The sequence below is a fragment of the Streptomyces sp. NPDC110618 genome (assembly GCF_055657065.1).
This window is the reverse complement of the sequence record NZ_JBVKBN010000005.1, coordinates 296,850-319,152: the sequence shown is the minus strand read 5'-3', so window position 1 is coordinate 319,152 and position 22,303 is coordinate 296,850. Positions and strand designations below refer to the sequence as shown.

Genomic DNA, 22,303 nt, shown 5'->3' with positions numbered 1-22,303 from the left:
CTGACGGCTGACGGCTGACGGCTGACGGCTGACGGCTGACGGCTGACGGCTGATCACGACTCACACCTGGAGTTTTGATCGCCGGGGCGCTGTCCGGGCTCAGCCCGCCGAGGAAGCCGCGGGCCCGTGCGGGCCCACGCTCCGCTCCGTCCTCAGGACTGCGAACGCGCCTTGAAGGCGGCCTTGCGTGCCTCCTTCGCGATCCGCTTGTCGGGGTGCAGCCGTCCCATCGCCTCCAGGACCTCGGCGGTCGCGGGGTGGTCCACCCGCCACACGGCCGCGAAGAACCCGCTGTGCTGCTGGGCGAGGCCTTCGACCAGGGCGCGCAGTTCCTCGGAGTTGCCCTCGGCGGCGAGTTGGGCGGCGACCGTGTCGATGGTCAGCCAGTACACCATCGCCTCGGACGGCGCGGGCACGTCCGGCGCGCCCCGTTCGGTGAGCCAGACCCGGGCGAGGCCGCCCAGCTCGGGGTCGTCCAGCACTTCCCGCAGCGCGGGTTCCGCCTCGGCGCCCACCAGGGACAGCGCCTGCTGGCAGCGCAGTCTGCGCAGTGGGGCGCCCGCGTCGGCGCCCCGGGCGGCGGCCAGCAACTCCCGTGCGGCGGGCAGTACTTCACGCCGGGTGAGCCACTGCTCGGTCTCCGCCTGTGCGGCGCCGGGCGGGAAGGCGGCGGTGCCGTCGAGCAGGACGTCGGCTCCCTTGTCGGCGAGTTCGCCGACGGCCGGCGCGGTGAACCCGGCCTCCAGCAGCCGGGCCCGCAGGCCGTAGAGGCCGAGCGGGGTGAGTCGGACCATGCCGTAGCGGGTGATGTCGGTGTCGTCGACGGGGGCGGCGGGTTCCTCGTCGGCGTCGGCCATGAGCGCCTCGTCGACGGGCTGGTAGGCCACCAGACCGGCCGGTTCCAGCATCCGGAACTGGTCGTCGAGGCGCATCATCGCGTCGGAGACCTGTTCCAGTACGTCGTTGGTGGGCTCGCCCATGTCGCTGGGGACGATGACCGAGGCGGCCAGCGCGGGCAGCGGTACGGCGGCGTCGACGGGGCCGTCCTCGCTGGCGGTGAGCAGGTAGAGGTTGCCGAGGACGCCGTCGAGGAACTCCGCCTCGGCCTCGGGATCCCACTCCAGCCGGGAGAAGTCGATCTCGCCGCCCTCTTGCAGGTCCACCGCGTCCAGGAGGTCGTCGAGGTCGGGTACCGAGGCGTCCGCGAGCACCGTCTCCAGCGCGGACAGCCAGACGGCGAGCACGTCGTGCGGGGTGCCCCCGGTGAGCAGGGCCAGGTCCGCGCCCGGCGCGACGGTGCCCTCCTCCTCGTCGACGATCTCCACGAGCCCGGCGTCGAGAGCGACGCGCCAGGCCTCGCTCGCGTAGGCGGCGGCGTCGTCGCCGGTGAGGCCCAGGAGCTCGGCGGCGGCGGGCAGTTGCTCCTCGACGAGGCCGCCGCCCGCGTCGACGCGGGTGTCGGGACCGGCCCAGCGGGCCAGCCGGGCGGCCCGGGACAGCAGGGGCGTGGACAGCGCGTCCCGCGCCAGCTCCGCTTCGGGGTGCAGCCGTACCGGCGGCAGGGGGGAGCTGTCTGACATCGGCTGGTTCTCCTCGGACGCGTCGTGCCACTCAGCCGCTCAGCCTAGACCGCTTTGGCCCCATGCCGCCCGGTTCATCTCCCCGTTGGCCGGTGTACATGGCCGAAACCTTGACAAGTGGCCTGACCAGGCAGGAGATTACGCGCGTAGAAATTCATAGGACAGCTGTTCACCGAATCTCTACGCGCGTCGCAGCCGCCCCACCGGGCGCGGCTCCCACGTCCACCACGCTCCACCCTCGTCCCGGCGCCCCACGTACGTCCCCGGAGGGATCCCTTGCCGAGCAAGTCGTCCGCGCGTCTCGCCGCGCTCACCGTCGCCGCCGTCTGTTCCGCGACGTCCATCGTCGCCCTGACCTCGCCCGCGCACGCCGAGTCGGTGCGTATCCACGACATCCAGGGCACCACGCGAATATCCCCGTACGCCGGACAGCAGGTCACCGATGTGACCGGCGTCGTCACCGGGATCCGCACCTACGGCTCGTCCCGCGGCTTCTGGATCCAGGACCCGAACCCGGACGCCGACCCGGCCACCAGTGAGGGCGTCTTCGTCTTCACCAGCTCCACCCCCAAGGGCGTGGCGGTCGGCGACCTGGTGTCGGTCTCCGGCACGGTCTCGGAGTTCGTGCCCGGCGGCACCTCGTCCGGCAACCAGTCGCTGACCGAGATCACCAAGCCGACGTTCACCGTCGTCTCCAGCGGCAACCCGGTCCCGGCCGCGACGGTCATCGACGCCAAGTCGGTCCCGAACGCCTATGTCCCGGACGGTGACACCGCCGCCGGCAACTCCATCAACGCCCTGCCGCTGCGGCCGTCGAAGTACGCCCTGGACCGCTACGAGTCCCTGGAGGGCATGAACGTCCAGGTCTCCGACACCCGCGTGGTCGGCGCCACCGACCCGTACACCGAGCTGTGGGTCACGGTGAAGCCGCGCGAGCACGACAACCGCCGCGGCGGCACGGTCTACGGCTCCTACGACGCGCAGAACACCGGCCGGCTGCAGATCCAGTCGCTGGGCGCGACCGCCGACTTCCCCAAGGCCAACGTCGGTGACACCCTCACCGGCACCACCTCGGGGCCGCTGGACTACAACCAGTTCGGCGGCTACACCCTGGTCGCCTCGCAGCTCGGCACCCTCAGGAGCGGTGGGCTGAAGCGGGAGACCACCGAGAAGCAGCGCGGCGGCGAGCTGGCGGTCGCGACGTACAACGTCGAGAACCTCGACCCGTCCGACGCCACCTTCGACGAGCACGCCGCCGCGATCGTCACCAACCTCCGCTCGCCCGACATCGTGTCCCTGGAGGAGATCCAGGACAACACGGGCGCGAAGAACGACGGTGTGGTCGCCGCCGACCAGACGGTGGGCAAGCTGATCGACGCGATCGTCGCCGCGGGCGGCCCGCGCTACGACTGGCGCGGGGTCGACCCGGCGGACGGCACCGACGGCGGTGAGCCGGGCGGCAACATCCGCCAGGTGTTCCTGTTCAACCCGGAACGGGTCTCCTTCACCGACCGCGCGGGCGGCGACGCCACCACGGCCGTCGGCGTAAAGAAGGTCCGCGGCAAGGCCGCGCTGACGGTCTCCCCGGGTCGTATCGACCCCACGAACGAGGCGTTCGCCAGCAGCCGCAAGCCGCTGGTCGGCGAGTTCGTCTTCCGGGGCCGCACGGTCTTCGTGATCGCCAACCACTTCAACTCCAAGGGCGGCGACCACTCGCTGACCTCGCAGTACCAGCCGGTGGCGCGCAGCTCCGAGACCCAGCGCCACCAGCAGGCGACGCTGGTGAACTCGTTCGTCAAGGACGTCCTGGCCACCGAGAAGAACGCGCGCGTCATCGCCCTCGGCGACATCAACGACTTCGAGTTCTCCGGCACCGCCAAGATCCTGGAGAGCGGCGGCGCCCTGTGGTCGGCGGTCAAGTCGCTGCCGAAGAGCGAGCGTTACTCGTACGTCTACCAGGGCAACAGCCAGGTCCTGGACCAGATCCTGGTCAGCCCGTCGATCCGGCGCGGCTGCGACCTGGAGTACGACAGCGTGCACATCAACGCGGAGTTCAACGACCAGATCAGCGACCACGACCCGCAGGTGCTGCGCTTCAAGCCGTAACACGGCCGGGATCAGGGCTGGTTGAACACCTTGTTCAGCCAGCCCTGCCATTCCGCCTCGCACTCCTCGATATCGGTGCCGGGCGTGAAGTCGTGCAGGGAGATGCCGACCCGGTGGCCCCAGTGGTTGCGCCCGAAGATCCGGGTGAGGCCCCGGTCGGTGCGCAGCCCGATGAAGTAGGGGTCGCGGTAGTCGAGCACGGCGTCGAACTCGTCGGGCCCGTGCACCTTCAGCTCCGTACCGACGGCGGTGTCCGCGTCGATGCCCAGCGCCCGTGCGACGACTTCGAGGGCGTCGGCGCCGCCTGCGGCCTCGGGTCCGTCGAAGGTGGCGAAGGCGGCCGGACGGGGCGCGAAGTGGGCGAGGTACTCGCGCAGGGTGTGCAGATAGAAGTCGGTGTGCTTGGCGGCGCCGTCGTACTGGTTGTCCCAGTCGTCGACGAAGATCCCGCTGTGCACGTACCGCACCCAGGCCCGCTTGCCGCCGTCGCGGGCCTCGATGGTGTAGTCGAGCTGGTTGCGGGTCTGTACGGCGATGTCCTCGACGTTCTCGACGAGGTTGGTGTAGCGGTGCGGCGGGTCCCAGGCGGTGACCGTGGAACCGAAGGGTCCGCTGCCGCCGACGCGGGGCTCCGGCGGCTCCATGGGCCACAGATAGCCGTCGGTCCCGGAGGTGACGGCCCGGAACACCTCCTCCGGCGTGGCGTCGACCTCGAACTCGCGGGCGATCTCGAATTCCCGGGCGTTGTCGTCCTTGGGCATGGCGTGCTCCTGAACTATGCCGAGATCTCGCCGACGGTCTCCGGCGGTGTCGTCTCGGGTGGCGTCTTGAGGGTGGGGTGGACGGCCACGACGATCCGGTGGTCCCGGCCGCCCTCGGCGTCCGGGGCGTCGTACTTCTGGATCAGCGCGGTGACCCCGGCCGTCAACTCCTGGATGAACGCGGCCCGTTCGGCTGCCGAGGCGAAGCGCACCTCGCCGTCCAGGGCGTAGGTCGCCAGCCGCTTGCGCGCCTTGGCGGCGCCGGTGATCAGCGAGCCCACGTCGCGCACGAGCCGGGCGCCGAGCGCCAGCAGCCAGCGCGCCGAGAGCTGGTCCCTGAAGCGCTCCGGGTCCGGCTGCACGGCGGCCAGGGCGAGCGGCGAGATGACGTACGACGCCGCGGTCGCCCGCATCAGCCGCTCGGTGACATTGCCCTTGCGGCGCTCCCCGGCCAGCTCGACCAGGCCGTGCCGCTCCAGCGTCTTCAGGTGGTAGTTCACCTTCTGCCGGGGCAGCCCGACCTTCCCGGCGAGCATGGCGGCCGACGCGGGGCCGGCGGCCAGTTCGGCCAGCAGCCGGGCCCGGACGGGGTCCAGGGTGACGGCCGCCGCCTCGGGGTCCTCGATCACGGTCACGTCCAACATGACTCCACCGTCTCACCGAAAACTTTTTTTGTCCAGGCGAGCAGATTTTTCGGCGAGCCAGGATCATCTCCTACGGCTCAAGCCCGAGCGCGTGCCGGTACCGGCTGCCGGTGAACCCCTTGACGCCGGGGAAGGTCCGTACGCGCCCCCATTCGGGCGACTCGGGCCCGGCGATGGCCGCGTCGTAGGCACGGCCGCTCTCCCACTCGGCGTAATTCAGCACGTGCGTGCCATCGGTACTGAGGTGGAAGTGCGCGGCGATCAGCCCGGCATCGGCGTCGGGCCCGGCGAGCGCGTCCAACACCAGGTCCACGAAGTCGGCCCGCTTCCCGTCGGCGTCCGCGTCGAAGTCGATCCGCACGGTGACGACGAGCCCGGCCACGCGCCGGTCGCCGCCGGCGCGCGCATGGCTGCGATAGCGCCGGTACCGGTCGAGCCGCACCCGCTCGATCCCCGGCACGGCGGTGTCGATCTCGTCGTTGCGCTCCTGCCGATGCGTCCGGACGAACGCCTCGTACCCCTGCTCCGACCGCCACTGGGAGTGGTGCATCAGCGAGCTGCCGTCGAGCCCGGTGTAGAGGTGGTAGCTCAGCAACTCGGGGCTCCCCCAGGGCCGCCGCTCCCAGGCACGGGCGACGGCCTCGACCGTGGCCGCCTGCCGCTCGGGGGTACCCACCTGCCAGTGACTGAAGAAGGGGGCGTCGACACCGGGCCGGGTGAGGTCGGGATGGGTGTGGGTACGACGGGTCATGGCGTGGCCTCCTGCACGGGGTGATCGGACGTCGTTCGCGCTTACGTGGATCACCCTCGGCCCTCAAGCTTGGTTGAGGTCAAGTGGGGGATGCGCGGGCCGGGTTGAGGTGACCGGGACCCTACGTGGGATCGCCGTCGAACTTCGAGGTGGCCCAGAAGTACCCGAGCACCGTGAGCCCGAGGCACCAGGCGAGGGCGAGCCACCCGTCGTGCCCGATCTCCGTGCCGAGCAGGAGTCCGCGCAGGGTCTCGATGGCCGGGGTGAAGGGCTGGTACTCGGCGACGGGCCGGAACCAGCCCGGCATCGCGTCGAGCGGAACGAAGGCGCTGGACAGCAGCGGCAGCAGGATCAGCGGGACCGCGTTGTTGCTGGCAGCCTCCGCGTTCGGGCTGATCAGGCCCATGCCGACGGCGATCCAGGTGAGCGCGGTGGCGAACAGCACGAGCAGCCGAAGGCAGCGAGCCACTCCAGGGGCCCCGCGCCATGGGAACGGAACCCGATGGCCACGGCGACCGCGCCGACGAGGACGACACGGAACATCCTCCTCATGGCCGACCTGCACCATCTCGGCAAGCGCGAAGGGCGCGCCGTGGCGGCCGAGTTGCTGGAGCGGTTCGACTCGACGGCGTCGCTGACAAGGACGACGACGTCTGGTACCAGTCAATGATCGCCAGCGCCCGGGGGACGGCTCAGATCGCCGCGACGGCACGGGAGGGCGTGGACATCGTGGGCCACATAGGGCAGGCGACGGCCGAGCCACCCATCCACCCCCACACGCTTAACAATACCTCTCACAAAATTTAAGTGGAGCTACACCGTCACCCGCCCGAGACTACAACCCATGACGCCCACCACCACCCCCTTCGGCCGCGCCCTCTGCGCCATGATCACTCCCTTCACCACCGACGGCGCCCTGGACCTGCCCGGCGCCCAACGCCTCGCGGAACACCTGGTGTCGAAGGGCTGCGACGGCCTCGTCCTCTCCGGCACCACGGGCGAGTCCCCCACCACCGCGGACGAGGAGAAGAGCACGCTCGTCCACGCCGTACGGGAGGCCGTGGGAAGCCGCGCATCGGTCGTCGCGGGCGTCGGCACCTCCGACACCCACCACACCGTCGAACTGGCAAGGGCGGCCGAAAAGGCGGGCGCCGACGGCCTGTTGGTGGTGGCGCCCTACTACAGCAGGCCCCCGCAGGACGCCCTGGAGGCCCACTTCCGCGACATCGCCGACGCCTCCGGCCTCCCCCTCACGCTGTACGACATCCCCGGCCGCACCGGCGTCCGCATCGAACCCGACACCATGCTCCGCCTCGCCGAGCACCCGAGGATCGTCGCCGTGAAGGACTGCTCCTACGACTTCCTCGCCGCCCAGAAGGTCATCTCCCGAACCGACCTGGCCTACTACGCGGGCTGCGACGAACACATCCTCGCCCTGTACGCGGTCGGCGGCGCGGGGTACATCAGCACCGTCGCGAACGCGGCCCCGGCCCACCTGCGCGCCGTGCTGGACGCCTTCGACGCGGGCCGCACCGCGGAGGCCGCCGCCCTCCAGCACCGGGCGACCCCGCTCATCGAGTCGATGATGTCCGCGGGCCTGCCCGGCACGGTCACCGCCAAGGCCCTCCTCAACGGACTCGGCCTCCCCGCGGGCCCGGTACGCCCACCCCTGCGGCCCGCCGACCGGGAGACGGCCGACGGGCTGAGGGGGACGTACGAGGAACTGATCACCGGCGCCTGATCAGCGCGTCACGAACACCGGCTCCCACGTCCGCTCGAACCCGTCGTCCGGGTCCCGCTCCCCGCTGAGCGGCACGATCCTGTCGCTCCCGAGGGTGACCAGCACCAGCCGGTCCTTGTACCCATCGCCGTCGTGCAGCCCCGTGGTCCGCTCCCAGGCGAGCAACCGCTGATCGTCCACCCAGGCGAGCAGGTGACCACCCCGCACCTTGGTGATCTCCTCACCGGTACGGGGATCACGGATCGAGGAGTACGACTTCGCGGGCTCACTGTTCTTGCCGTCGACCTCCTTCGTCAGCCCCAGGGCGGCGAGTTCGCCGTTCGGGGAGAGCCTGGCGGGTACGTCCCAGCGCAGGTGCTTCTCGTCGGCGGGCGGCTCGACCTGGTCACCGTCGGACAGGTCGTAGAACTTCTCCATGCCGTCCTGACCCCCGACCACACGCGCGTACAGGCGGGCGTCGTCCCGGGTGAAGGCGAAGTCCGCGCGCCCCCAGACATCACGTCCGGCCTCGACCTTCCGCCAGGGCCCGACGACCGTGCCCCCGGCGACGTCCACGAGGAAGAACCCGGTCCGGGTCGTGCCGTTCCGCTGAACCAGCGTGAGGGGGGAGTCCTTCTCGCCTTCGGCCTGGACGCGCTCCCCGAGGTCGGGATGCTCGTCGTAGGTCGTCGCGACCAGTTGGCTCCCGTCGCTGGAGTACGCCAGCCCGCCGATCCCCCGCTCGACCGGGATCCACCGCTCGACCTCCCCCGTCGCGAGGTCGAGCAGTCCGATCCGGTTCGCGGGGAGGTCCCGTTCGAGGACGGCGGCGGTCCCGGCACCCGGAGCGACGGCGACGTAGGACCAACGGCCGTCCTCGCGATAGGTGTTGGTGCGGGGATCGAGCAGCCAGTACGTCCGCTCGACGACCCCCTCGTCCTTGCCCTTCGCCACCAGCTTCTGCGTGTAGTAGGTGGCGAGCACGGTCTGCCCGACGGCGATCCCCTTCCTGGGCGCCGACGGATCCCGCTGACTCCCCACCTGAGCGGCACGCCGGTCGTCGTCCCGGCCGCTGCCCTCCACCAACTGCGGCACGGCCACCGTCACCGCGACCACGGCGGCGGTGGCCACCGCCACTGCGGCGACCCGGCGCGTACGCCTGCGCCGGCGCGCGACCAGTACGCGGTCGGCAAGCCCGGGGCGCGCCGGGGGCTGCTCGTCGGCCAGGTCCCGCAGGGTGCCCTGGACGAGTTCCTCGACATTCACGGACGTACCTCCAAGGGGGACAGGCCGGGCATCGGCTCCGGCGCCGTCAGCCCGGCGAGCTCGGGCGCGAGGGTGCGCAGCCGGGCCAGGGAACGGTGAGTGGTGGACCGCACGGTCCCCACGGAGCAGCCGAGGATCCGGGCCACCTCGGCCTCGGGCAGGTCCTCGAAGTAGCGCAGCACCAGCACCGACCGCTGCCGCGCGGTGAGCCGGGCGAGCGCGCCGCGCATGACGAGCCGCAGCTCGGCGGCGGAGTCGTCGGCCGTGGCGCCGGTGTCGGGCGGCTCGGCGACCGTCACCTCCCGCCGCCGCCACTTCAGCCGCCAGCGGCTGACCTGCTGCCGGTACAGGATCTGCCGTACATAGGCCTCGGGTTCGTCGATCCGGTTCCAGCGCCCGGCCACCTTGATCAGCGCGTTCTGCAACAAATCCTCCGCGGCGTGCCGGTCGCCGCCGCTGAGCAGCACGGCGGTCCTCAGCAGCGCGGACGAACGGCTCTCCACGAACTCCCGGAAACGCTCCTGCGCCTCGCCATCCATCGTCACCTTCACTTCCCCGGCCGAGCCCCACGCCCGCCCCTCCACCCCCACTGACGCGCCCCACCACCCCCAGCTATGCCACCACCCCAAAAAATCCCGGGCCCCCAGGACCACCCCTCCCCTACGGTGCCCCCATGCCCCGCCCCCTCCTGTTCCTGGACGTCGACGGCCCCCTGAACCCCTGGGCGGCCCAGCCCGAACGCCGCCCCGAGGGCTACACCACGATCCGGGTCCCCCAGCCCGACCGCCGCCGCCCCCTGCGCGTCTGGCTCAACCCCACCCACGGCCCGTCCCTGCAGGCCCTCGACTACGAGCTGTGCTGGGCGACGACATGGATGGCCGCCGCCAACCAGTGGATCGCCCCGGTCCTCGGTCTCCCCGAACTCCCCTACGTCGACTTCGGCGAGAACCTGTTCGCGCAGCGCCCGGACGGCGTCCACTGGAAGACACCCGCCCTCGTGGAGTACGCCCAGGGCCGCCCCTTCGCCTGGATCGACGACGAACAGACCGCCCCGGACAGCGAGTACGCCACCACCCACCACCCCGCCCCGGCCCTCCTGCACCACGTCAACCCGAGAATCGGCCTGCGCGACCCGGACTTCGCGGTGCTCAAGGAGTTCGCGGCGGGCCTGTGACACGTCAAAGGGAGCCCCGCGGCGCCGGTGCCGCGGGGCTCCCCTGTCGGTCTGCAGCCGGTGAGGCTAGTTGTGGCTGTGCAGGATCTCGTTCAGGCCGCCCCACACCGCGTTGTTCGGCCGGGCCTCGACGGTGCCCGTCACCGAGTTGCGGCGGAACAGGATGTTCGACGCGCCCGACAGCTCGCGGGCCTTGACGATCTGGCCGTCGGGCATGGTGACGCGGGTACCGGCGGTGACGTACAGGCCCGCCTCGACGACGCACTCGTCGCCCAGCGCGATGCCCACACCGGCCTCCGCGCCGATCAGGCAGCGCTCGCCGATGGAGATGATGACGTTGCCGCCGCCGGAGAGGGTGCCCATCGTGGAGGCGCCGCCGCCGATGTCGGAGCCGTCGCCGATGACGACGCCCGCGGAGATACGGCCCTCCACCATCGACGTACCGAGGGTGCCGGCGTTGAAGTTGACGAAGCCCTCGTGCATGACCGTCGTGCCCTCGGCGAGGTGCGCGCCGAGGCGGACGCGGTCGGCGTCGGCGATACGGACGCCCTTGGGGGCCACGTAGTCCGTCATGCGCGGGAACTTGTCGATCGAGGTCACCTGGAGGTGCAGGCCCTCGGCGCGCGCGTTGAGGCGGACCTTCTCGATGTCGTCGACCGCGACCGGGCCGAGCGAGGTCCAGGCGACGTTGGCGAGGAAGCCGAACATGCCGTCCAGGCTCTGGCCGTGCGGCTTGACCAGGCGGTGGGAGAGCAGGTGCAGCCGCAGGTAGACGTCGTGGGCGTCGATCGGCTTGGCGTCCAGCGCCGAGATGACCGTACGGACCGCGACCACCTCGACACCGCGGCGGGCGTCCGGGCCGATCGCCTTGGCCGCGCCCTCACCGAGCAGTTCCACGGCGCGCTCGGCGGACAGCCGCTCCGTGCCGGACGGGCCGGGCTCGGCGGCGAGCTCGGGCGCGGGGAACCAGGTGTCGAGGACGGTGCCGTCGGCGGCGATCGTGGCGAGGCCGGCGGCAACGGCGCCGGTGGTGCTGGGTGCAGTCGTGTCGGTCATGAGGGCAACCTAACTTGGCGGGGGCCACCGGGGCGAACCGGTGTACCCGGCATCTCACGTGCCGGGCGCGGCTCCGGTGATGACCCGGCCGAGGATCTCGCGCGCGTACTCCTCCTCGTACGGCGTGCCCGTGAGCAGGACCTGGAGGCAGATCCCGTCCATCAGCGCCACCAGCGCCCGCGCGGTGACCGGGTCCGTGCGGCGGCCGATCAGCTCCGCGAGTTCCGCCGCCCACTCGGCTGCGACCGGGCGCAGGGCGGGGCGGCGGAGCGCGGCGAGGTACAGCTCGCACTCCAGTTCCACACCGGTGCGGTCACCGGCGAGCCATTCGCCCATCAAGCCCGCGAGTTCGCCGGCCAGGTCGACGGACGGGTCGGTGAGGCCGCCGCGCGCGGCGACAACCTTGGCGAAGCCCTCGTTGGCCTGCCGCAGCGCGGCCACCATCAGCTCGTCGAGGGTCGCGAAGTGGTACGTCGTCGAACCGAGCGGGACATCCGCCTCGGCCGCGACCGAGCGGTGGGTCAGGCCCGCGAGCCCCTTGCTGCCCACCACGCGGATCGCGGCGTCGATGATCCGCTGCCGCCGCGCGGGGTCGTAGCGCCGGGCCATCAGTGCGCCGCCCCGCCGAGGTTGAGGACCACCACTCCGGCGACGATCAGCAGGATCCCGCTGACCTTCGCCAGGGTCAGCGCCTCACCGAAGGCCAGCAGTCCGATCACGGCGATGCTCGCGGTCCCGACTCCGGCCCAGATCGCGTACGCGGCGCCGATGCCGACGGTCTTCAGGGTCTGGGCGAGCAGGGCAAAAGAGATCACGTACCCGAGCCCGGTCAGCAGCGAGGGCCAGAGCCTGCTGAAGCCGTCGCTGTACTTCATCGCGGTGGTCGCGGCCACCTCGGCGGCGATGGCGCCGGCCAGCGTCACGTATCCCATGCGTACGAGCGTACACAACGTTGTGTACGCGTGTACATATCGAAGCCCGCACCCCCGTAGAAAGCGCTCGCCTCAATTTGGTCACACGGGTGCTCGGCGGCCCCAACTCTCCACTACTGTTTCCCCGTTCATCCCCTGGGCCGCGAAGGAAGCGCATGCCACACAACACGTCCCGGCCCCCTCAGGACCGTCCCTGGGAGGGCGGCTGGGCTGCGGACACCTCCCGCATACCGGGCACCCGCCGCCTGTGGCTGGCCGGTGCCCTGGCGCTGGCCACCGTCGCCACCTGCGTGACGGCGATCGTCGTCACCCGCAGCCCCGGCGACGACCCGGCCCGCTCGTCGTCCGCCTCCACCACCGCCGCCCCGCCCGGCCTGATCTCCTACGCCAGCGACTCGCCCTCGCCGTCGGGACCGGCGTCCGAGTCGGCGCGTACAGCGTCCCCCTCCCCCACGGAGAGCAGGCCGAAGCACGCCAAGAAGCCGAGCGCCGCCCCCAAGCCCTCGGCCACGGCCTCCGCGTCCTCCCCCGCCCCGGCCCCCAGACCGACCGCCACCGAGCGCTCGGTCCGCTCCGTCAACTTCCCCGACCGCGGCTGGCAGGTGAGCGACGGCCTCGTCCGGCTCACCGGGTCCCCGGACACGTACACCCTGCGCAAGGGCCTGGCGAAGCCGTCCTGTTACTCCTTCACGACGGCGGACGGACGCTATCTGCGCCACCGCGACTTCGTGCTGCGCGCCGAACGGAACGACGGCTCCGGGCTGTTCGCCCAGGACGCCACCTTCTGCGCCCGCGACGCCGCCCACGCGGGCGCGGTCATGCTGGAGTCGGTGAACTACCCGGGCCGCTTCCTGCGCCACAAGAACTTCCAACTCCGGCTGGACCCCCACCAGTCCAGCGAGCTGTACCTCGCGGACTCGGCGTTCCGGCTGAGCTGAGACCGGACACGAAAGAAGCGGCGACGCCCCGCGAGGCGCCGCCGCTTCTTCAATGGCCGTACAGGCAGGTCTCAGACGTTGAACCCGAGCGCCCGAAGCTGCTCGCGGCCGTCGTCCGTGATCTTGTCCGGGCCCCACGGCGGCATCCAGACCCAGTTGATGCGCAGCTCGTTGACCAGGCCGTCCGTGGCGGACTTGGCCTGGTCCTCGATGACATCGGTCAGCGGACAGGCCGCCGAGGTCAGGGTCATGTCGACGGTCGCCACATTGGAGTCGTCGACGTGGATGCCGTAGATCAGCCCGAGGTTGACGACGTCGATGCCCAGCTCGGGGTCGACGACGTCCATCAGGGCCTCACGGAGCTCTTCCTCCGAGGCCGGCTTCATCTCAACGGTCTCGCTCATGCCGTCTTCCTTTCGGCGTCGGCTCCGTCCAGGGCCTGGGCCGTCGCGTCCTTCCACGCCATCCAGCTCAGGAGGGCGCACTTGACCCGTGCCGGGTACTTGGAGACACCGGCGAACGCGACCGCGTCCTCCAGGACCTCCTCCATCGCGTCGTCGGGCTCGATGCGGCCCTTGGACTGCATCAGCTCCAGGAAGGTCTCCTGGATCCGCTGCGCGTCGGCCAGTTCCTTGCCGACCAGCAGTTCGTTCAGCACGGAGGCCGAGGCCTGGCTGATGGAGCAGCCCTGGCCCTCGTACGAGACGTCCTGGATGGTCGTGCCGTCGTACTTCACGCGGAGGGTGATCTCGTCACCGCACGTCGGGTTGACGTGGTGCACCTCGGCGTCGCCGTCCCGCAAGCCCCGCCCGTGCGGGTTCTTGTAGTGGTCCAGGATGACTTCCTGGTACATCGAGTCGAGCTTCATGCGAGCGCTCGCCATCCCCTCAGCCGAAGAAGTTCCGCACGTGCTCCAGGCCGTCCACCAGAGCGTCGATCTCGGCAGGCGTGGAGTACAGATAGAACGACGCTCGCGTGGTCGCGGGAATTCCGTACCGCAGGCAGACGGGCCGGGCGCAGTGGTGGCCCACCCGGACCGCGATGCCCTGCTCGTCCAGGACCTGACCCACGTCGTGCGGGTGGATGTCCCCGAGCGTGAAGGAGATCGCCGCGCCCCGGTCCTCGGCCGTGCTGGGGCCGATGATCCTGAGGTCCGGGACCTCCACGAGCCGCTTCACCGCGTACTCGGTGAGGGCGTGCTCATGGGCGAGGATCTTGTCCATGCCGATGGAGTTGAGGTAGTCGATCGCCGCGCCCAGACCGATGGCCTGGGAGATCGGCGGGGTGCCCGCCTCGAACTTGTGCGGCGCGGGGGCGTAGGTCGAGGAGTGCATGGACACCGTCTCGATCATCTCGCCGCCGCCGAGGAACGGAGGCAGGTCCTCCAGCAGCTCCTGGCGGCCCCACAGCACGCCGATGCCGGTCGGGCCGCACATCTTGTGGCCGGTGAAGGCCACGAAGTCGGCCTGGAGCGCCTGCACGTCCAGCGGCATGTGCGGCGCGGCCTGGGAGGCGTCGATGCAGACCAGCGCGCCGACCTCCTGGGCGCGGCGCACGATGGCCTCGACGGGGTTGACCGTGCCCAGGATGTTGGAGACCAGCACGAAGGAGACGATCTTCGTCTTCTCGGTGATGATCTCGTCGATGTTGGACAGGTCGAGGCGGCCGTCGTCGGTGAGACCGAACCACTTGAGCTTCGCGCCCGTGCGCTGCGCGAGCAGCTGCCACGGCACGATGTTGGAGTGGTGCTCCATCTCCGTGATGACGATCTCGGTCTCGTGGTCCACGCGGTAGGGCTCGTCGGCCCAACCGAGCATGTTGGCCACGAGGTTGAGGGACTCGGAGGCGTTCTTGGTGAAGATCACCTCGTCGCGGCTGGGCGCGTTGATGAACTCGGCGACCTTGTCCCGCGCGCCCTCGTAGAGCGCCGTGGCCTCCTCGGCGAGGACGTGCACGCCGCGGTGGACGTTGGCGTTGTGCTGCTCGTAGTACTCGGAGAGCACGTCGAGCACCTGGCGCGGCGTCTGCGAGGTCGCCGCGTTGTCCAGGTAGACGAGCTTCTTGCCGTCGTGCAGGACGCGGTCCAGGATCGGGAAGTCCTTGCGGAGCGCCTCTGTGTCGAGGAGGCCCGGCAGCTGTGTCACGCGGATGCGCCACCCTTCACGTACTTGTCGTAGCCCTCGGCCTCCAGCTGGTCCGCCAGCTCGGCGCCGCCGGACTCGACGATGCGGCCGTTGGCGAACACGTGGACGTGGTCGGGCTTGATGTAGCGCAGGATGCGCGTGTAGTGCGTGATCAGCAGGGTGCCGACCTCGCCGGTCTCGCGGACCCGGTTGACGCCCTCGGAGACGACGCGCAGGGCGTCGACGTCGAGGCCGGAGTCGGTCTCGTCGAGGATGGCGACCTTCGGCTTGAGCAGCTCCAGCTGAAGGATCTCGTGCCGCTTCTTCTCACCGCCGGAGAAGCCCTCGTTGACGTTGCGCTCGGCGAAGGAGGGGTCCATGTTGAGGCGCTCCATGGCCTCCTTGACCTCCTTGACCCAGGTGCGCAGCTTGGGGGCCTCGCCGCGGACGGCGGTGGCGGAGGTGCGCAGGAAGTTGGAGACCGAGACGCCGGGGACCTCGACCGGGTACTGCATGGCGAGGAACAGGCCGGCGCGGGCGCGCTCGTCGACGGACATCTCCAGGACGTCCTCGCCGTCGAGGGTGACGCTGCCGCCGGTGACGGTGTACTTCGGGTGACCCGCGAGGGAGTAGGCGAGGGTCGACTTGCCGGAGCCGTTGGGGCCCATGATGGCGTGCGTCTCGCCCTGCTTCACGGTGAGGTCGACGCCCTTGAGGATCTCCTTCTCGGCGTTGTCGGCCTCGACGGTGACGTGCAGGTCTCGGATTTCAAGCGTAGCCATGGGTGCCTCAGGACTCCTGGGTGAGGGAGACGAGCACGTCGTCCCCTTCGATCTTTACGGGGTATACGGGGACGGGGCGCGTCGCGGGAAGGCCGGACGGCTTGCCGGTGCGGAGGTCGAACGCGGAGCCGTGCAGCCAGCACTCGATCTGGCAGTCCTCCACCTCGCCCTCGGAGAGCGAGACGTTCGCGTGGGAGCAGATGTCGTGAATGGCGAACACCTCCCCCTCGGTACGGACGACCGAGACCGGCGTGCCGTCGAGTTCCACCCGCTTCGGGGTGTCCTCCTCCAGCTCGCTCAGCCCACAGACGCGTACGAAGGTGGTCATGCGACCGACGCCTCCAGCTCCTCTTCGATCTTCGCGAGGAGGCGCTCCTCGATGTCCGCGACACCGATCTGCTGGACCAGTTCGGCGAAGAAGCCGCGGACCACCAGGCGGCGGGCCTCGTACTCCGGGATGCCGCGGGCCATCAGGTAGAAGAGCTGCTCGTCGTCGAAGCGGCCGGTCGCGGAGGCGTGTCCGGCGCCGACGATCTCGCCGGTCTCGATCTCCAGGTTCGGCACCGAGTCGACGCGGGCGCCGTCGGTGAGGACCAGGTTGCGGTTCATCTCGTAGGTGTCGGTGCCCTCGGCCTTGGCCTCGATGAGCACGTCACCGATCCACACGGCGTGCGCGTCGTCACCCTGCAGGGCGCCCTTGTAGACGACGTTGGACTTGCAGTGCGGGACGTTGTGGTCGACCAGCAGGCGGTGCTCCTGGTGCTGGCCGGCGTCGGTGAAGTACAGGCCGAACAGCTCGGCCTCGCCGCCGGGGCCCGCGTAGGTGACGCGCGGGTGCAGGCGGACGACGTCGCCGCCGAAGGTGACGACGACCGACTTGAAGCTCGCGTCGCGGCCGACCAGGGCGTTGTGCTGGGCGACGTGGACGGCCTTGTCGTCCCAGTCCTGGACGGAGACGACCGTCAGCTTGGCGCCGTCGCCGAGGAGGTAGTCGACGTTGGCGGCGAGCACCGCGTCACCGGTGTGGTCGATGACCACGACGGCCTCGGCGAACGCGCCGAGCTCGATGACCTGGTGGCCGTAGGCGGTGCCGCCCTCGCCGTGCACGGCGATGCGGATCGGCTCGGTGAGCACCGCCTCCTTGGGCACGCTCACCACCGAGGCCTTCTCGAAGGCGGAGTACGCCTGGGCGGCGATGCGGTCCACGGGGGTGCCCGCCTTGCCGAGCCGGGCGTCGTCGCGGCCGACGGTCTCGACGGTGACGCCCTCGGGGGCCTCCACGGTGACCTGGACACCGTCACCGGTGGCGACGGCGGTGCCGTCGTGCAGCCCGCGCAGGCGCTCCAGCGGGGTGAACCGCCATTCCTCCTCGCGGCCGTGCGGGACCGGGAAGTCCGCGACGTCGAAGGAGGGGGGCGCGCTCATGCGGGTCGCGACGGTGGACTCGGCGGCCACCGCGATGGCGCCGGCGGTGGTGGAGCCCACCGGGGTGTTCTGAGCCTCAGCCATGGCTGCGGTCTGCTCGCTTTCTTGCGGTAAGTGGCTTGATGGAGTTCGGGCGGCGGAGGCTTTAGCCGACCGCGCCTTCCATCTGGAGCTCGATCAGCCGGTTGAGCTCAAGGGCGTACTCCATGGGCAGCTCCTTGGCGATCGGCTCGACGAAGCCGCGCACGATCATCGCCATCGCCTCGTCCTCGGACAGACCGCGGCTCATCAGGTAGAAGAGCTGGTCCTCGGAGACCTTGGAGACGGTCGCCTCGTGGCCCATGGACACGTCGTCCTCGCGGACGTCGACGTACGGGTACGTGTCGGAGCGGGAGATCGTGTCCACGAGCAGCGCGTCGCACAGCACGTTGGACTTGGCGCCGGGGGCGCCCTCGCCGATCTCGATCAGACCGCGGTAGGAGGTACGGCCGCCGCCGCGCGCCACCGACTTGGAGACGATGTTGGACGACGTGTTCGGGGCCATGTGGACCATCTTGGCGCCCGCGTCCTGGTGCTGGCCCTCGCCGGCGAAGGCGATGGACAGGGTCTCGCCCTTGGCGTGCTCGCCCATCAGGTAGACGGCCGGGTACTTCATCGTCACCTTGGAGCCGATGTTGCCGTCGATCCACTCCATGGTGGCGCCCTCGTAGGCGACGGCGCGCTTGGTGACCAGGTTGTAGACGTTGTTCGACCAGTTCTGGATGGTCGTGTAGCGGCAGCGGGCGTTCTTCTTGACGATGATCTCGACGACCGCGGAGTGCAGCGAGTCCGACTTGTAGATCGGGGCGGTGCAGCCCTCGACGTAGTGCACGTAGGCACCCTCGTCGACGATGATCAGGGTCCGCTCGAACTGGCCCATGTTCTCGGTGTTGATCCGGAAGTAGGCCTGCAGCGGGATCTCGACGTGCACGCCCTTCGGCACGTAGATGAAGGAGCCGCCCGACCACACGGCGGTGTTCAGCGCGGCGAACTTGTTGTCACCGGCCGGGATGACGGTGCCGAAGTACTCCTTGAAGAGCTCCGGGTGCTCCTTCAGGGCGGTGTCGGTGTCGAGGAAGATGACGCCCTGCTCCTCCAGGTCCTCGCGGATCTGGTGGTAGACGACCTCGGACTCGTACTGGGCGGCGACACCGGCGACCAGGCGCTGCTTCTCGGCCTCCGGGATGCCCAGCTTGTCGTAGGTGTTCTTGATGTCCTCGGGCAGGTCCTCCCAGGACTCCGCCTGCTTCTCCGTGGAGCGCACGAAGTACTTGATGTTGTCGAAGTCGATGCCGGACAGGTCGGAGCCCCAGTTCGGCATGGGCTTCTTCTCGAAGAGCTTCAGGCCCTTGAGGCGGAGCTTGGTCATCCACTCCGGCTCGGACTTCTTCGAGGAGATGTCGGTGACGACGTCCTCGTTGAGGCCGCGCTTGGCAGCCGCACCGGCCTCGTCGGAGTCGGCCCAGCCGTACTCGTACTTGCCCAGGCCCTCAAGTTCGGGGTGGGCAGTCTCCGTGGGGAGAGTCATGCGGGGTTCCTCCCGGCCGTGCTTGCAGATGCGTTGTGGGAAATCTTGGGGATGAACGTCGTGCAGACGCCGTCGCCGTGCGCGATGGTTGCCAGCCGCTGGACGTGCGTTCCGAGCAGTTGGGAGAAGATCTCGGTCTCCGCCTCGCAGAGCTGCGGGAACTGTTCCGCGACATGAGCCACCGGGCAGTGGTGCTGACAGAGCTGCTCGCCGACCGGTGCGCTGCGCGCCGTAGCAGCGTACCCGTCGGCACTCAGCGCCTTCGCGAGGGCTTCGGTGCGCTGCTCGGGGTCCGCGGCCTCGACGGCCTCGCGGTACGCGGCGGCCTGCTCGGCGATCCGGGCGCGGGCGAAGGCCACCACGGCCTCGTCCCCGCCGAACCGCTCCTGGATGTAGCGCAGGGCGTCCGCGGCGAGCTTGTCATAGGACTGGTCGAAGGCGTCGCGGCCGCAGTCCGTGAGCGCGAAGACCTTGGCGGGGCGGCCCCGGGTCCGGGCGCCGTACACCCGCTGTTCGCGGGCCTCCACCACGTCGTCGGCGACGAGCGCGTCCAGATGCCGTCGTACGGCCGCCTGGGTGAGCCCCAGCCGTCCGGCCAGCTCGGCGACGGTCGACGGGCCGTGATCCAGGATGGACCGCGCGACCCGGTTGCGGGTGGACCGCTCACCGGTCGCGAGCTCCTCATGGGCCTCGCCGACGTTTTTCACAACGCCATTGTTGCGTAATTCCTCAGACTCGGGCAAGCGCCGCCCGAACCCGTGAGCGGTGCCCTGCGTCACTTAGGTTTACCTAATCTGACCTGCGAAAATGATCTTTGATCGATCAAACGCGGCCACAATTCCGTGGCGCCGCCAGGGCCTGTCCAGGAGACTCCCGGCCATGTCGACACCCCCTCCCACCGGCCCACTTGTCACTCGGACCACCCTCGCCGAGGCCCTCGGCGGGCTGGGCGTCAAACCCGGCGAAATCCTCCTGGTGCACTCCTCGCTCAGCTCCCTCGGCTGGGTCTGCGGAGGGGCGGTGGCGGTCGTCCAAGGACTCCTGGACGCGCTCGGCCCCGAGGGCACACTCGTCGTCCCCACCCAGTCCGGCGACCTGTCCGACCCGGCGGTGTGGAGCAATCCGCCGGTGCCCCAGGAGTGGTGGGAGCCGATCCGGGCCACGATGCCCGCCTACGACCCCCTGATCACGCCCACGCGCGGGGTCGGCGTGATCCCGGAGACCGTACGCACCTGGCCCGGCGCCCTGCGCAGCGCCCACCCGCAGACCTCCTTCGCCGCCGTCGGCCCGCGCGCGGCCGAAGTGCTCGACGGACACGCCACCGACTGCCGGCTCGGCGAGCACAGTCCGCTGGCCCGGCTGGAGGCGCTGCACGCGCGCGTGCTGCTGCTCGGCACCGGGTACGACGCCTGCACCAGCTTCCACCTGGCCGAGTACCGCATACCGTCCCCGCTGGTGAAGGTCGGCCGCCCCGGCCCGGCGGGCTGGGAGACCGTCACCGAGGTGTCCATCACCTCCGACCGCTTCGACGAGCTGGGCCACGACTTCGAACGGGACCGTCCCGTCGTACGGGGCAAGGTGGGGGCCGCCGACGCGCGGCTGTTCCCGGTGGCGGAGGCCGTGGCCTACGCGCGGCGGTGGCTGGAAATCCACCGTCCCCGTGCGGAGGAGATCTGAACCCCCCGGTCCGGGCGGGCCGACGTCTCCCTAGACTCTGGACCCATGCGAACTGAGCCCGTGGTCCAGGTGCAGGCCCTGGTGAAGCGGTACGGCACGAAGACCGCCGTGGACGGCCTCGACCTGGTGGCCCGGGCGGGCGTGACCGCCGTACTCGGACCCAACGGCGCGGGCAAGACCACGACCGTGGAGACCTGCGAGGGGTACCGGAGGCCGGACTCCGGGACGGTGCGGGTGCTGGGCCTGGACCCGGTACGGCAGTCCCGCGAGCTGCGGCCCCGGATCGGCGTGATGCTCCAGTCCGGCGGGGTGTACTCCGGTGCCCGCGCCGACGAGATGCTGCGCCACGTGGCCAAGCTGCATGCCCACCCCCTCGACGTGGACGCCCTGATCGAGCGCCTCGGCCTCGGCAGCTGCGGCCGGACCACCTACCGCCGCCTGTCCGGCGGCCAGCAGCAGCGGCTCGCGCTCGCCATGGCCGTCGTGGGCCGCCCGGAGCTGGTGTTCCTGGACGAGCCGACCGCGGGCCTGGACCCGCAGGCCCGGCGCGCCACCTGGGACCTCGTCCGCGACCTGCGCGCCGACGGGGTTTCGGTCATCCTCACCACCCACTACATGGACGAGGCCGAGCAGCTCGCGGACGACGTGGCGATCATCGACGCGGGCCGGGTCATCGCCCAGGGCTCCCCCGAGGAGCTGTGCCGCGGCGGCGCCGAGAACACCCTGCGCTTCATCGGGCGCCCCGGCCTCGACGTGGGCTCGCTGCTCAAGGCGCTGCCCGCCGACTGCCTGGCCGCCGAGCTGACGCCGGGCTCGTACCGGGTGTCCGGCAAGGTCGATCCGCAACTGCTCGCCACGGTCACCTCCTGGTGCGCGCAGCACGGGGTGATGCCGGAGAAGATCTCGGTGGAGCGGCACACCCTCGAAGACGTGTTCCTGGAACTGACCGGCAAGGAGCTGCGCTCGTGACCGTGGGTACCTACGCCCCGAAGCCCGGGGCCGCCCCGCTGCCCCGCATGATCATGGCGCAGGCCGCGCTGGAGACGAAGATGCTCCTGCGCAACGGCGAGCAGTTGCTGCTCACCGTGGTGATCCCGACGCTGCTGCTGGTGCTGTTCAGCACCGTGGACATCGTGGACACCGGCAAGGGCGAGGCCGTCGACTTCCTCGCCCCCGGCATCCTCGCGCTCGCGGTCATGTCCACGGCGTTCACCGGCCAGGCCATCGCCACCGGCTTCGAGCGCCGCTACGGCGTGCTCAAGCGGCTCGGCTCCTCCCCGCTCCCGCGCTGGGGCCTGATGACGGCGAAGACCCTGTCGGTGCTGGTCACCGAGGTGCTCCAGGTCCTGCTGGTGACGGTGATCGCCTTCACGCTCGGCTGGGACCCGCAGGGCAACCCCCTCGCCGTGGCCCTGCTCCTGGTCCTCGGCACGGCCGCCTTCTCCGGGCTCGGCCTGCTCATGGCGGGCACTCTCAAGGCGGAGGCCACCCTCGCCGCCGCCAACCTGGTCTTCCTGCTGCTGCTCCTGGGCGGCGGGGTGATCGTGCCGCTGGACAAGTTCCCGGACGCGGCACAGGACGTGCTGGGCCTGCTGCCCATCGCCGCCCTCTCCGACGGCCTGCGGGACGTCCTCCAGGACGGTGCCGGGATGCCCTGGGGCGACCTGGGGATCCTCGCGGTGTGGGCGGTCGTGGGGCTGGCCGCGGCGGGCAGGTTCTTCCGCTGGGAGTGAGCGGGTCCACAGCCTGACCCGGGCCCCTCGTGAAAGCGTGCACAAGCGCGGGCCTACGATAGGGCCCG

At 70.5% G+C, this 22,303-nt stretch carries 25 protein-coding genes and 3 pseudogenes; 9 read left to right on the top strand and 19 right to left on the bottom strand.

Features of this window, described 5'->3' with window-relative positions; genetic code table 11:
- Window positions 1-152: 152 nt before the first annotated feature.
- The gene (locus ACZ7L7_RS12560; RefSeq protein ID WP_285513320.1) at window positions 153-1,580 is read right to left on the bottom strand and encodes a hypothetical protein; all 1,428 of its coding nucleotides are present in this window, start codon (window positions 1,578-1,580) and stop codon (window positions 153-155) included.
- Between the two features lie 276 nt (window positions 1,581-1,856).
- Between ACZ7L7_RS12560 and ACZ7L7_RS12555 the strand changes: the two genes are divergently transcribed.
- A complete protein-coding gene (locus tag ACZ7L7_RS12555) occupies window positions 1,857-3,686 on the top strand; it encodes an endonuclease/exonuclease/phosphatase family protein (RefSeq protein ID WP_472075764.1) in 1,830 nt (609 codons plus the stop codon).
- 11 nt (window positions 3,687-3,697) lie between these two features.
- Here ACZ7L7_RS12555 and ACZ7L7_RS12550 read toward each other — a convergent pair whose 3' ends face one another.
- The 4 genes and pseudogenes from ACZ7L7_RS12550 to ACZ7L7_RS12535 form a co-directional block, all read right to left on the bottom strand.
- Entirely contained in the window at window positions 3,698-4,447 is a 750-nt protein-coding gene (locus ACZ7L7_RS12550) for an SRPBCC family protein (RefSeq protein ID WP_285513318.1), read from the bottom strand.
- Between the two features lie 14 nt (window positions 4,448-4,461).
- Window positions 4,462-5,091: an ArsR/SmtB family transcription factor gene (locus ACZ7L7_RS12545; RefSeq protein WP_285513317.1), complete on the bottom strand. Its 630-nt coding sequence runs from the start codon at window positions 5,089-5,091 to the stop codon at window positions 4,462-4,464.
- Between the two features lie 70 nt (window positions 5,092-5,161).
- Window positions 5,162-5,842: an antibiotic biosynthesis monooxygenase family protein gene (locus ACZ7L7_RS12540; protein WP_472075762.1), complete on the bottom strand. Its 681-nt coding sequence runs from the start codon at window positions 5,840-5,842 to the stop codon at window positions 5,162-5,164.
- A gap of 121 nt (window positions 5,843-5,963) precedes the next feature.
- Window positions 5,964-6,379 (bottom strand): annotated as a pseudogene (locus ACZ7L7_RS12535) (ABC transporter permease); the annotation flags it as partial.
- A 1-nt stretch (window position 6,380) separates the two neighbouring features.
- Between ACZ7L7_RS12535 and ACZ7L7_RS12530 the strand changes: the two are divergent.
- From ACZ7L7_RS12530 to dapA, 3 genes and pseudogenes are all read left to right on the top strand, one after another.
- Window positions 6,381-6,500: pseudogene (locus ACZ7L7_RS12530) on the top strand (ABC transporter); the annotation flags it as partial.
- Window positions 6,485-6,577: pseudogene (locus ACZ7L7_RS12525) on the top strand (MarR family transcriptional regulator); the annotation flags it as partial. The pseudogenes ACZ7L7_RS12530 and ACZ7L7_RS12525, both read left to right, overlap by 16 nt.
- A 109-nt stretch (window positions 6,578-6,686) precedes the next feature.
- On the top strand, window positions 6,687-7,583 hold the full coding sequence (gene dapA / locus ACZ7L7_RS12520; protein ID WP_472075760.1) for a 4-hydroxy-tetrahydrodipicolinate synthase: 897 nt from the start codon (window positions 6,687-6,689) through the stop codon (window positions 7,581-7,583).
- On the opposite strand, the gene ACZ7L7_RS12515 is transcribed toward dapA, so the two are convergent.
- Both ACZ7L7_RS12515 and ACZ7L7_RS12510 read right to left on the bottom strand, forming a co-directional pair.
- On the bottom strand, window positions 7,584-8,828 hold the full coding sequence (locus tag ACZ7L7_RS12515; RefSeq protein ID WP_285513314.1) for a WD40 repeat domain-containing protein: 1,245 nt from the start codon (window positions 8,826-8,828) through the stop codon (window positions 7,584-7,586).
- A complete protein-coding gene (locus ACZ7L7_RS12510; RefSeq protein ID WP_285513348.1) occupies window positions 8,825-9,367 on the bottom strand; it encodes a SigE family RNA polymerase sigma factor in 543 nt (180 codons plus the stop codon). The genes ACZ7L7_RS12515 and ACZ7L7_RS12510 overlap by 4 nt, the downstream gene beginning before the upstream one ends.
- A 134-nt stretch (window positions 9,368-9,501) precedes the next feature.
- On the opposite strand from ACZ7L7_RS12510, the gene ACZ7L7_RS12505 reads away from it, so the two are divergent.
- The gene (locus ACZ7L7_RS12505) at window positions 9,502-10,002 is read left to right on the top strand and encodes an HAD domain-containing protein (RefSeq protein WP_285513313.1); all 501 of its coding nucleotides are present in this window, start codon (window positions 9,502-9,504) and stop codon (window positions 10,000-10,002) included.
- A 66-nt stretch (window positions 10,003-10,068) separates the two neighbouring features.
- Here ACZ7L7_RS12505 and dapD read toward each other — a convergent pair whose 3' ends face one another.
- Genes dapD through ACZ7L7_RS12490 form a run of 3 tightly spaced genes read right to left on the bottom strand, consistent with a single transcriptional unit; the run spans window position 10,069 to window position 11,990 of the window.
- Entirely contained in the window at window positions 10,069-11,058 is a 990-nt protein-coding gene (gene dapD / locus ACZ7L7_RS12500; protein WP_093720332.1) for a 2,3,4,5-tetrahydropyridine-2,6-dicarboxylate N-succinyltransferase, read from the bottom strand.
- Between the two features lie 54 nt (window positions 11,059-11,112).
- Entirely contained in the window at window positions 11,113-11,667 is a 555-nt protein-coding gene (locus ACZ7L7_RS12495; protein WP_453607350.1) for a TetR/AcrR family transcriptional regulator, read from the bottom strand.
- On the bottom strand, window positions 11,667-11,990 hold the full coding sequence (locus ACZ7L7_RS12490) for a DMT family transporter (RefSeq protein WP_453607347.1): 324 nt from the start codon (window positions 11,988-11,990) through the stop codon (window positions 11,667-11,669). Before ACZ7L7_RS12490 ends, ACZ7L7_RS12495 begins: the two co-directional genes overlap by 1 nt.
- A gap of 155 nt (window positions 11,991-12,145) precedes the next feature.
- Between ACZ7L7_RS12490 and ACZ7L7_RS12485 the strand changes: the two genes are divergently transcribed.
- A complete protein-coding gene (locus ACZ7L7_RS12485; protein ID WP_471592417.1) occupies window positions 12,146-12,928 on the top strand; it encodes an AbfB domain-containing protein in 783 nt (260 codons plus the stop codon).
- A gap of 71 nt (window positions 12,929-12,999) precedes the next feature.
- On the opposite strand, the gene ACZ7L7_RS12480 is transcribed toward ACZ7L7_RS12485, so the two are convergent.
- The 8 genes from ACZ7L7_RS12480 to ACZ7L7_RS12445 form a co-directional block, all read right to left on the bottom strand.
- On the bottom strand, window positions 13,000-13,332 hold the full coding sequence (locus ACZ7L7_RS12480) for a metal-sulfur cluster assembly factor (RefSeq protein ID WP_129309783.1): 333 nt from the start codon (window positions 13,330-13,332) through the stop codon (window positions 13,000-13,002).
- The gene (gene sufU / locus ACZ7L7_RS12475; protein ID WP_285513347.1) at window positions 13,329-13,796 is read right to left on the bottom strand and encodes a Fe-S cluster assembly sulfur transfer protein SufU; all 468 of its coding nucleotides are present in this window, start codon (window positions 13,794-13,796) and stop codon (window positions 13,329-13,331) included. Before sufU ends, ACZ7L7_RS12480 begins: the two co-directional genes overlap by 4 nt.
- A 19-nt stretch (window positions 13,797-13,815) precedes the next feature.
- Window positions 13,816-15,072 (bottom strand): cysteine desulfurase, encoded by a 1,257-nt coding sequence (locus ACZ7L7_RS12470; protein ID WP_472075757.1) that lies wholly within the window; start codon window positions 15,070-15,072, stop codon window positions 13,816-13,818.
- Window positions 15,069-15,833 (bottom strand): Fe-S cluster assembly ATPase SufC, encoded by a 765-nt coding sequence (gene sufC / locus ACZ7L7_RS12465; RefSeq protein ID WP_285513309.1) that lies wholly within the window; start codon window positions 15,831-15,833, stop codon window positions 15,069-15,071. Before sufC ends, ACZ7L7_RS12470 begins: the two co-directional genes overlap by 4 nt.
- A gap of 7 nt (window positions 15,834-15,840) precedes the next feature.
- Complete coding sequence (locus ACZ7L7_RS12460) at window positions 15,841-16,161, bottom strand: non-heme iron oxygenase ferredoxin subunit (protein ID WP_285513308.1); 321 nt, start codon at window positions 16,159-16,161, stop codon at window positions 15,841-15,843.
- On the bottom strand, window positions 16,158-17,342 hold the full coding sequence (gene sufD, locus ACZ7L7_RS12455) for a Fe-S cluster assembly protein SufD (protein WP_285513307.1): 1,185 nt from the start codon (window positions 17,340-17,342) through the stop codon (window positions 16,158-16,160). The genes ACZ7L7_RS12460 and sufD overlap by 4 nt, the downstream gene beginning before the upstream one ends.
- A gap of 61 nt (window positions 17,343-17,403) precedes the next feature.
- Complete coding sequence (gene sufB, locus ACZ7L7_RS12450) at window positions 17,404-18,825, bottom strand: Fe-S cluster assembly protein SufB (RefSeq protein ID WP_285513306.1); 1,422 nt, start codon at window positions 18,823-18,825, stop codon at window positions 17,404-17,406.
- On the bottom strand, window positions 18,822-19,532 hold the full coding sequence (locus ACZ7L7_RS12445) for a helix-turn-helix transcriptional regulator (protein WP_285513305.1): 711 nt from the start codon (window positions 19,530-19,532) through the stop codon (window positions 18,822-18,824). The genes sufB and ACZ7L7_RS12445 overlap by 4 nt, the downstream gene beginning before the upstream one ends.
- Before the next feature lie 172 nt (window positions 19,533-19,704).
- On the opposite strand from ACZ7L7_RS12445, the gene ACZ7L7_RS12440 reads away from it, so the two are divergent.
- Entirely contained in the window at window positions 19,705-20,502 is a 798-nt protein-coding gene (locus ACZ7L7_RS12440; RefSeq protein WP_285513304.1) for an AAC(3) family N-acetyltransferase, read from the top strand.
- Here the strand turns inward: ACZ7L7_RS12440 and ACZ7L7_RS12435 are convergent.
- Complete coding sequence (locus ACZ7L7_RS12435; protein ID WP_352230215.1) at window positions 20,451-20,600, bottom strand: DUF995 domain-containing protein; 150 nt, start codon at window positions 20,598-20,600, stop codon at window positions 20,451-20,453. The genes ACZ7L7_RS12440 and ACZ7L7_RS12435 overlap by 52 nt on opposite strands.
- Here ACZ7L7_RS12435 and ACZ7L7_RS12430 point away from each other — a divergent pair.
- Complete coding sequence (locus tag ACZ7L7_RS12430) at window positions 20,548-21,471, top strand: ABC transporter ATP-binding protein (RefSeq protein ID WP_250746829.1); 924 nt, start codon at window positions 20,548-20,550, stop codon at window positions 21,469-21,471. The genes ACZ7L7_RS12435 and ACZ7L7_RS12430 overlap by 53 nt on opposite strands.
- 47 nt (window positions 21,472-21,518) lie before the next feature.
- Window positions 21,519-22,235 (top strand): ABC transporter permease, encoded by a 717-nt coding sequence (locus tag ACZ7L7_RS12425; protein ID WP_453607372.1) that lies wholly within the window; start codon window positions 21,519-21,521, stop codon window positions 22,233-22,235.
- Window positions 22,236-22,303 lie beyond the last annotated feature (68 nt).

Bases quoted from the DNA above. Each gene is read 5' to 3' on its own strand.
- ACZ7L7_RS12480 (WP_129309783.1), bottom strand. From the start codon at position 13,332: ATGAGCGAGACCGTTGAGATGAAGCCGGCCTCGGAGGAAGAGCTCCGT.
- sufB (WP_285513306.1), bottom strand. From the start codon at position 18,825: ATGACTCTCCCCACGGAGACTGCCCACCCCGAACTTGAGGGCCTGGGC.
- ACZ7L7_RS12490 (WP_453607347.1), bottom strand. From the start codon at position 11,990: ATGGGATACGTGACGCTGGCCGGCGCCATCGCCGCCGAGGTGGCCGCG.
- ACZ7L7_RS12545 (WP_285513317.1), bottom strand. From the start codon at position 5,091: ATGTTGGACGTGACCGTGATCGAGGACCCCGAGGCGGCGGCCGTCACC.
- ACZ7L7_RS12560 (WP_285513320.1), bottom strand. From the start codon at position 1,580: ATGTCAGACAGCTCCCCCCTGCCGCCGGTACGGCTGCACCCCGAAGCG.
- dapD (WP_093720332.1), bottom strand. From the start codon at position 11,058: ATGACCGACACGACTGCACCCAGCACCACCGGCGCCGTTGCCGCCGGC.
- sufU (WP_285513347.1), bottom strand. From the start codon at position 13,796: ATGAAGCTCGACTCGATGTACCAGGAAGTCATCCTGGACCACTACAAG.
- ACZ7L7_RS12550 (WP_285513318.1), bottom strand. From the start codon at position 4,447: ATGCCCAAGGACGACAACGCCCGGGAATTCGAGATCGCCCGCGAGTTC.
- ACZ7L7_RS12425 (WP_453607372.1), top strand. From the start codon at position 21,519: ATGATCATGGCGCAGGCCGCGCTGGAGACGAAGATGCTCCTGCGCAAC.
- sufD (WP_285513307.1), bottom strand. From the start codon at position 17,342: ATGGCTGAGGCTCAGAACACCCCGGTGGGCTCCACCACCGCCGGCGCC.
- ACZ7L7_RS12440 (WP_285513304.1), top strand. From the start codon at position 19,705: ATGTCGACACCCCCTCCCACCGGCCCACTTGTCACTCGGACCACCCTC.
- ACZ7L7_RS12495 (WP_453607350.1), bottom strand. From the start codon at position 11,667: ATGGCCCGGCGCTACGACCCCGCGCGGCGGCAGCGGATCATCGACGCC.
- sufC (WP_285513309.1), bottom strand. From the start codon at position 15,833: ATGGCTACGCTTGAAATCCGAGACCTGCACGTCACCGTCGAGGCCGAC.
- dapA (WP_472075760.1), top strand. From the start codon at position 6,687: ATGACGCCCACCACCACCCCCTTCGGCCGCGCCCTCTGCGCCATGATC.
- ACZ7L7_RS12505 (WP_285513313.1), top strand. From the start codon at position 9,502: ATGCCCCGCCCCCTCCTGTTCCTGGACGTCGACGGCCCCCTGAACCCC.
- ACZ7L7_RS12460 (WP_285513308.1), bottom strand. From the start codon at position 16,161: ATGACCACCTTCGTACGCGTCTGTGGGCTGAGCGAGCTGGAGGAGGAC.
- ACZ7L7_RS12540 (WP_472075762.1), bottom strand. From the start codon at position 5,842: ATGACCCGTCGTACCCACACCCATCCCGACCTCACCCGGCCCGGTGTC.
- ACZ7L7_RS12430 (WP_250746829.1), top strand. From the start codon at position 20,548: ATGCGAACTGAGCCCGTGGTCCAGGTGCAGGCCCTGGTGAAGCGGTAC.
- ACZ7L7_RS12510 (WP_285513348.1), bottom strand. From the start codon at position 9,367: ATGGATGGCGAGGCGCAGGAGCGTTTCCGGGAGTTCGTGGAGAGCCGT.
- ACZ7L7_RS12485 (WP_471592417.1), top strand. From the start codon at position 12,146: ATGCCACACAACACGTCCCGGCCCCCTCAGGACCGTCCCTGGGAGGGC.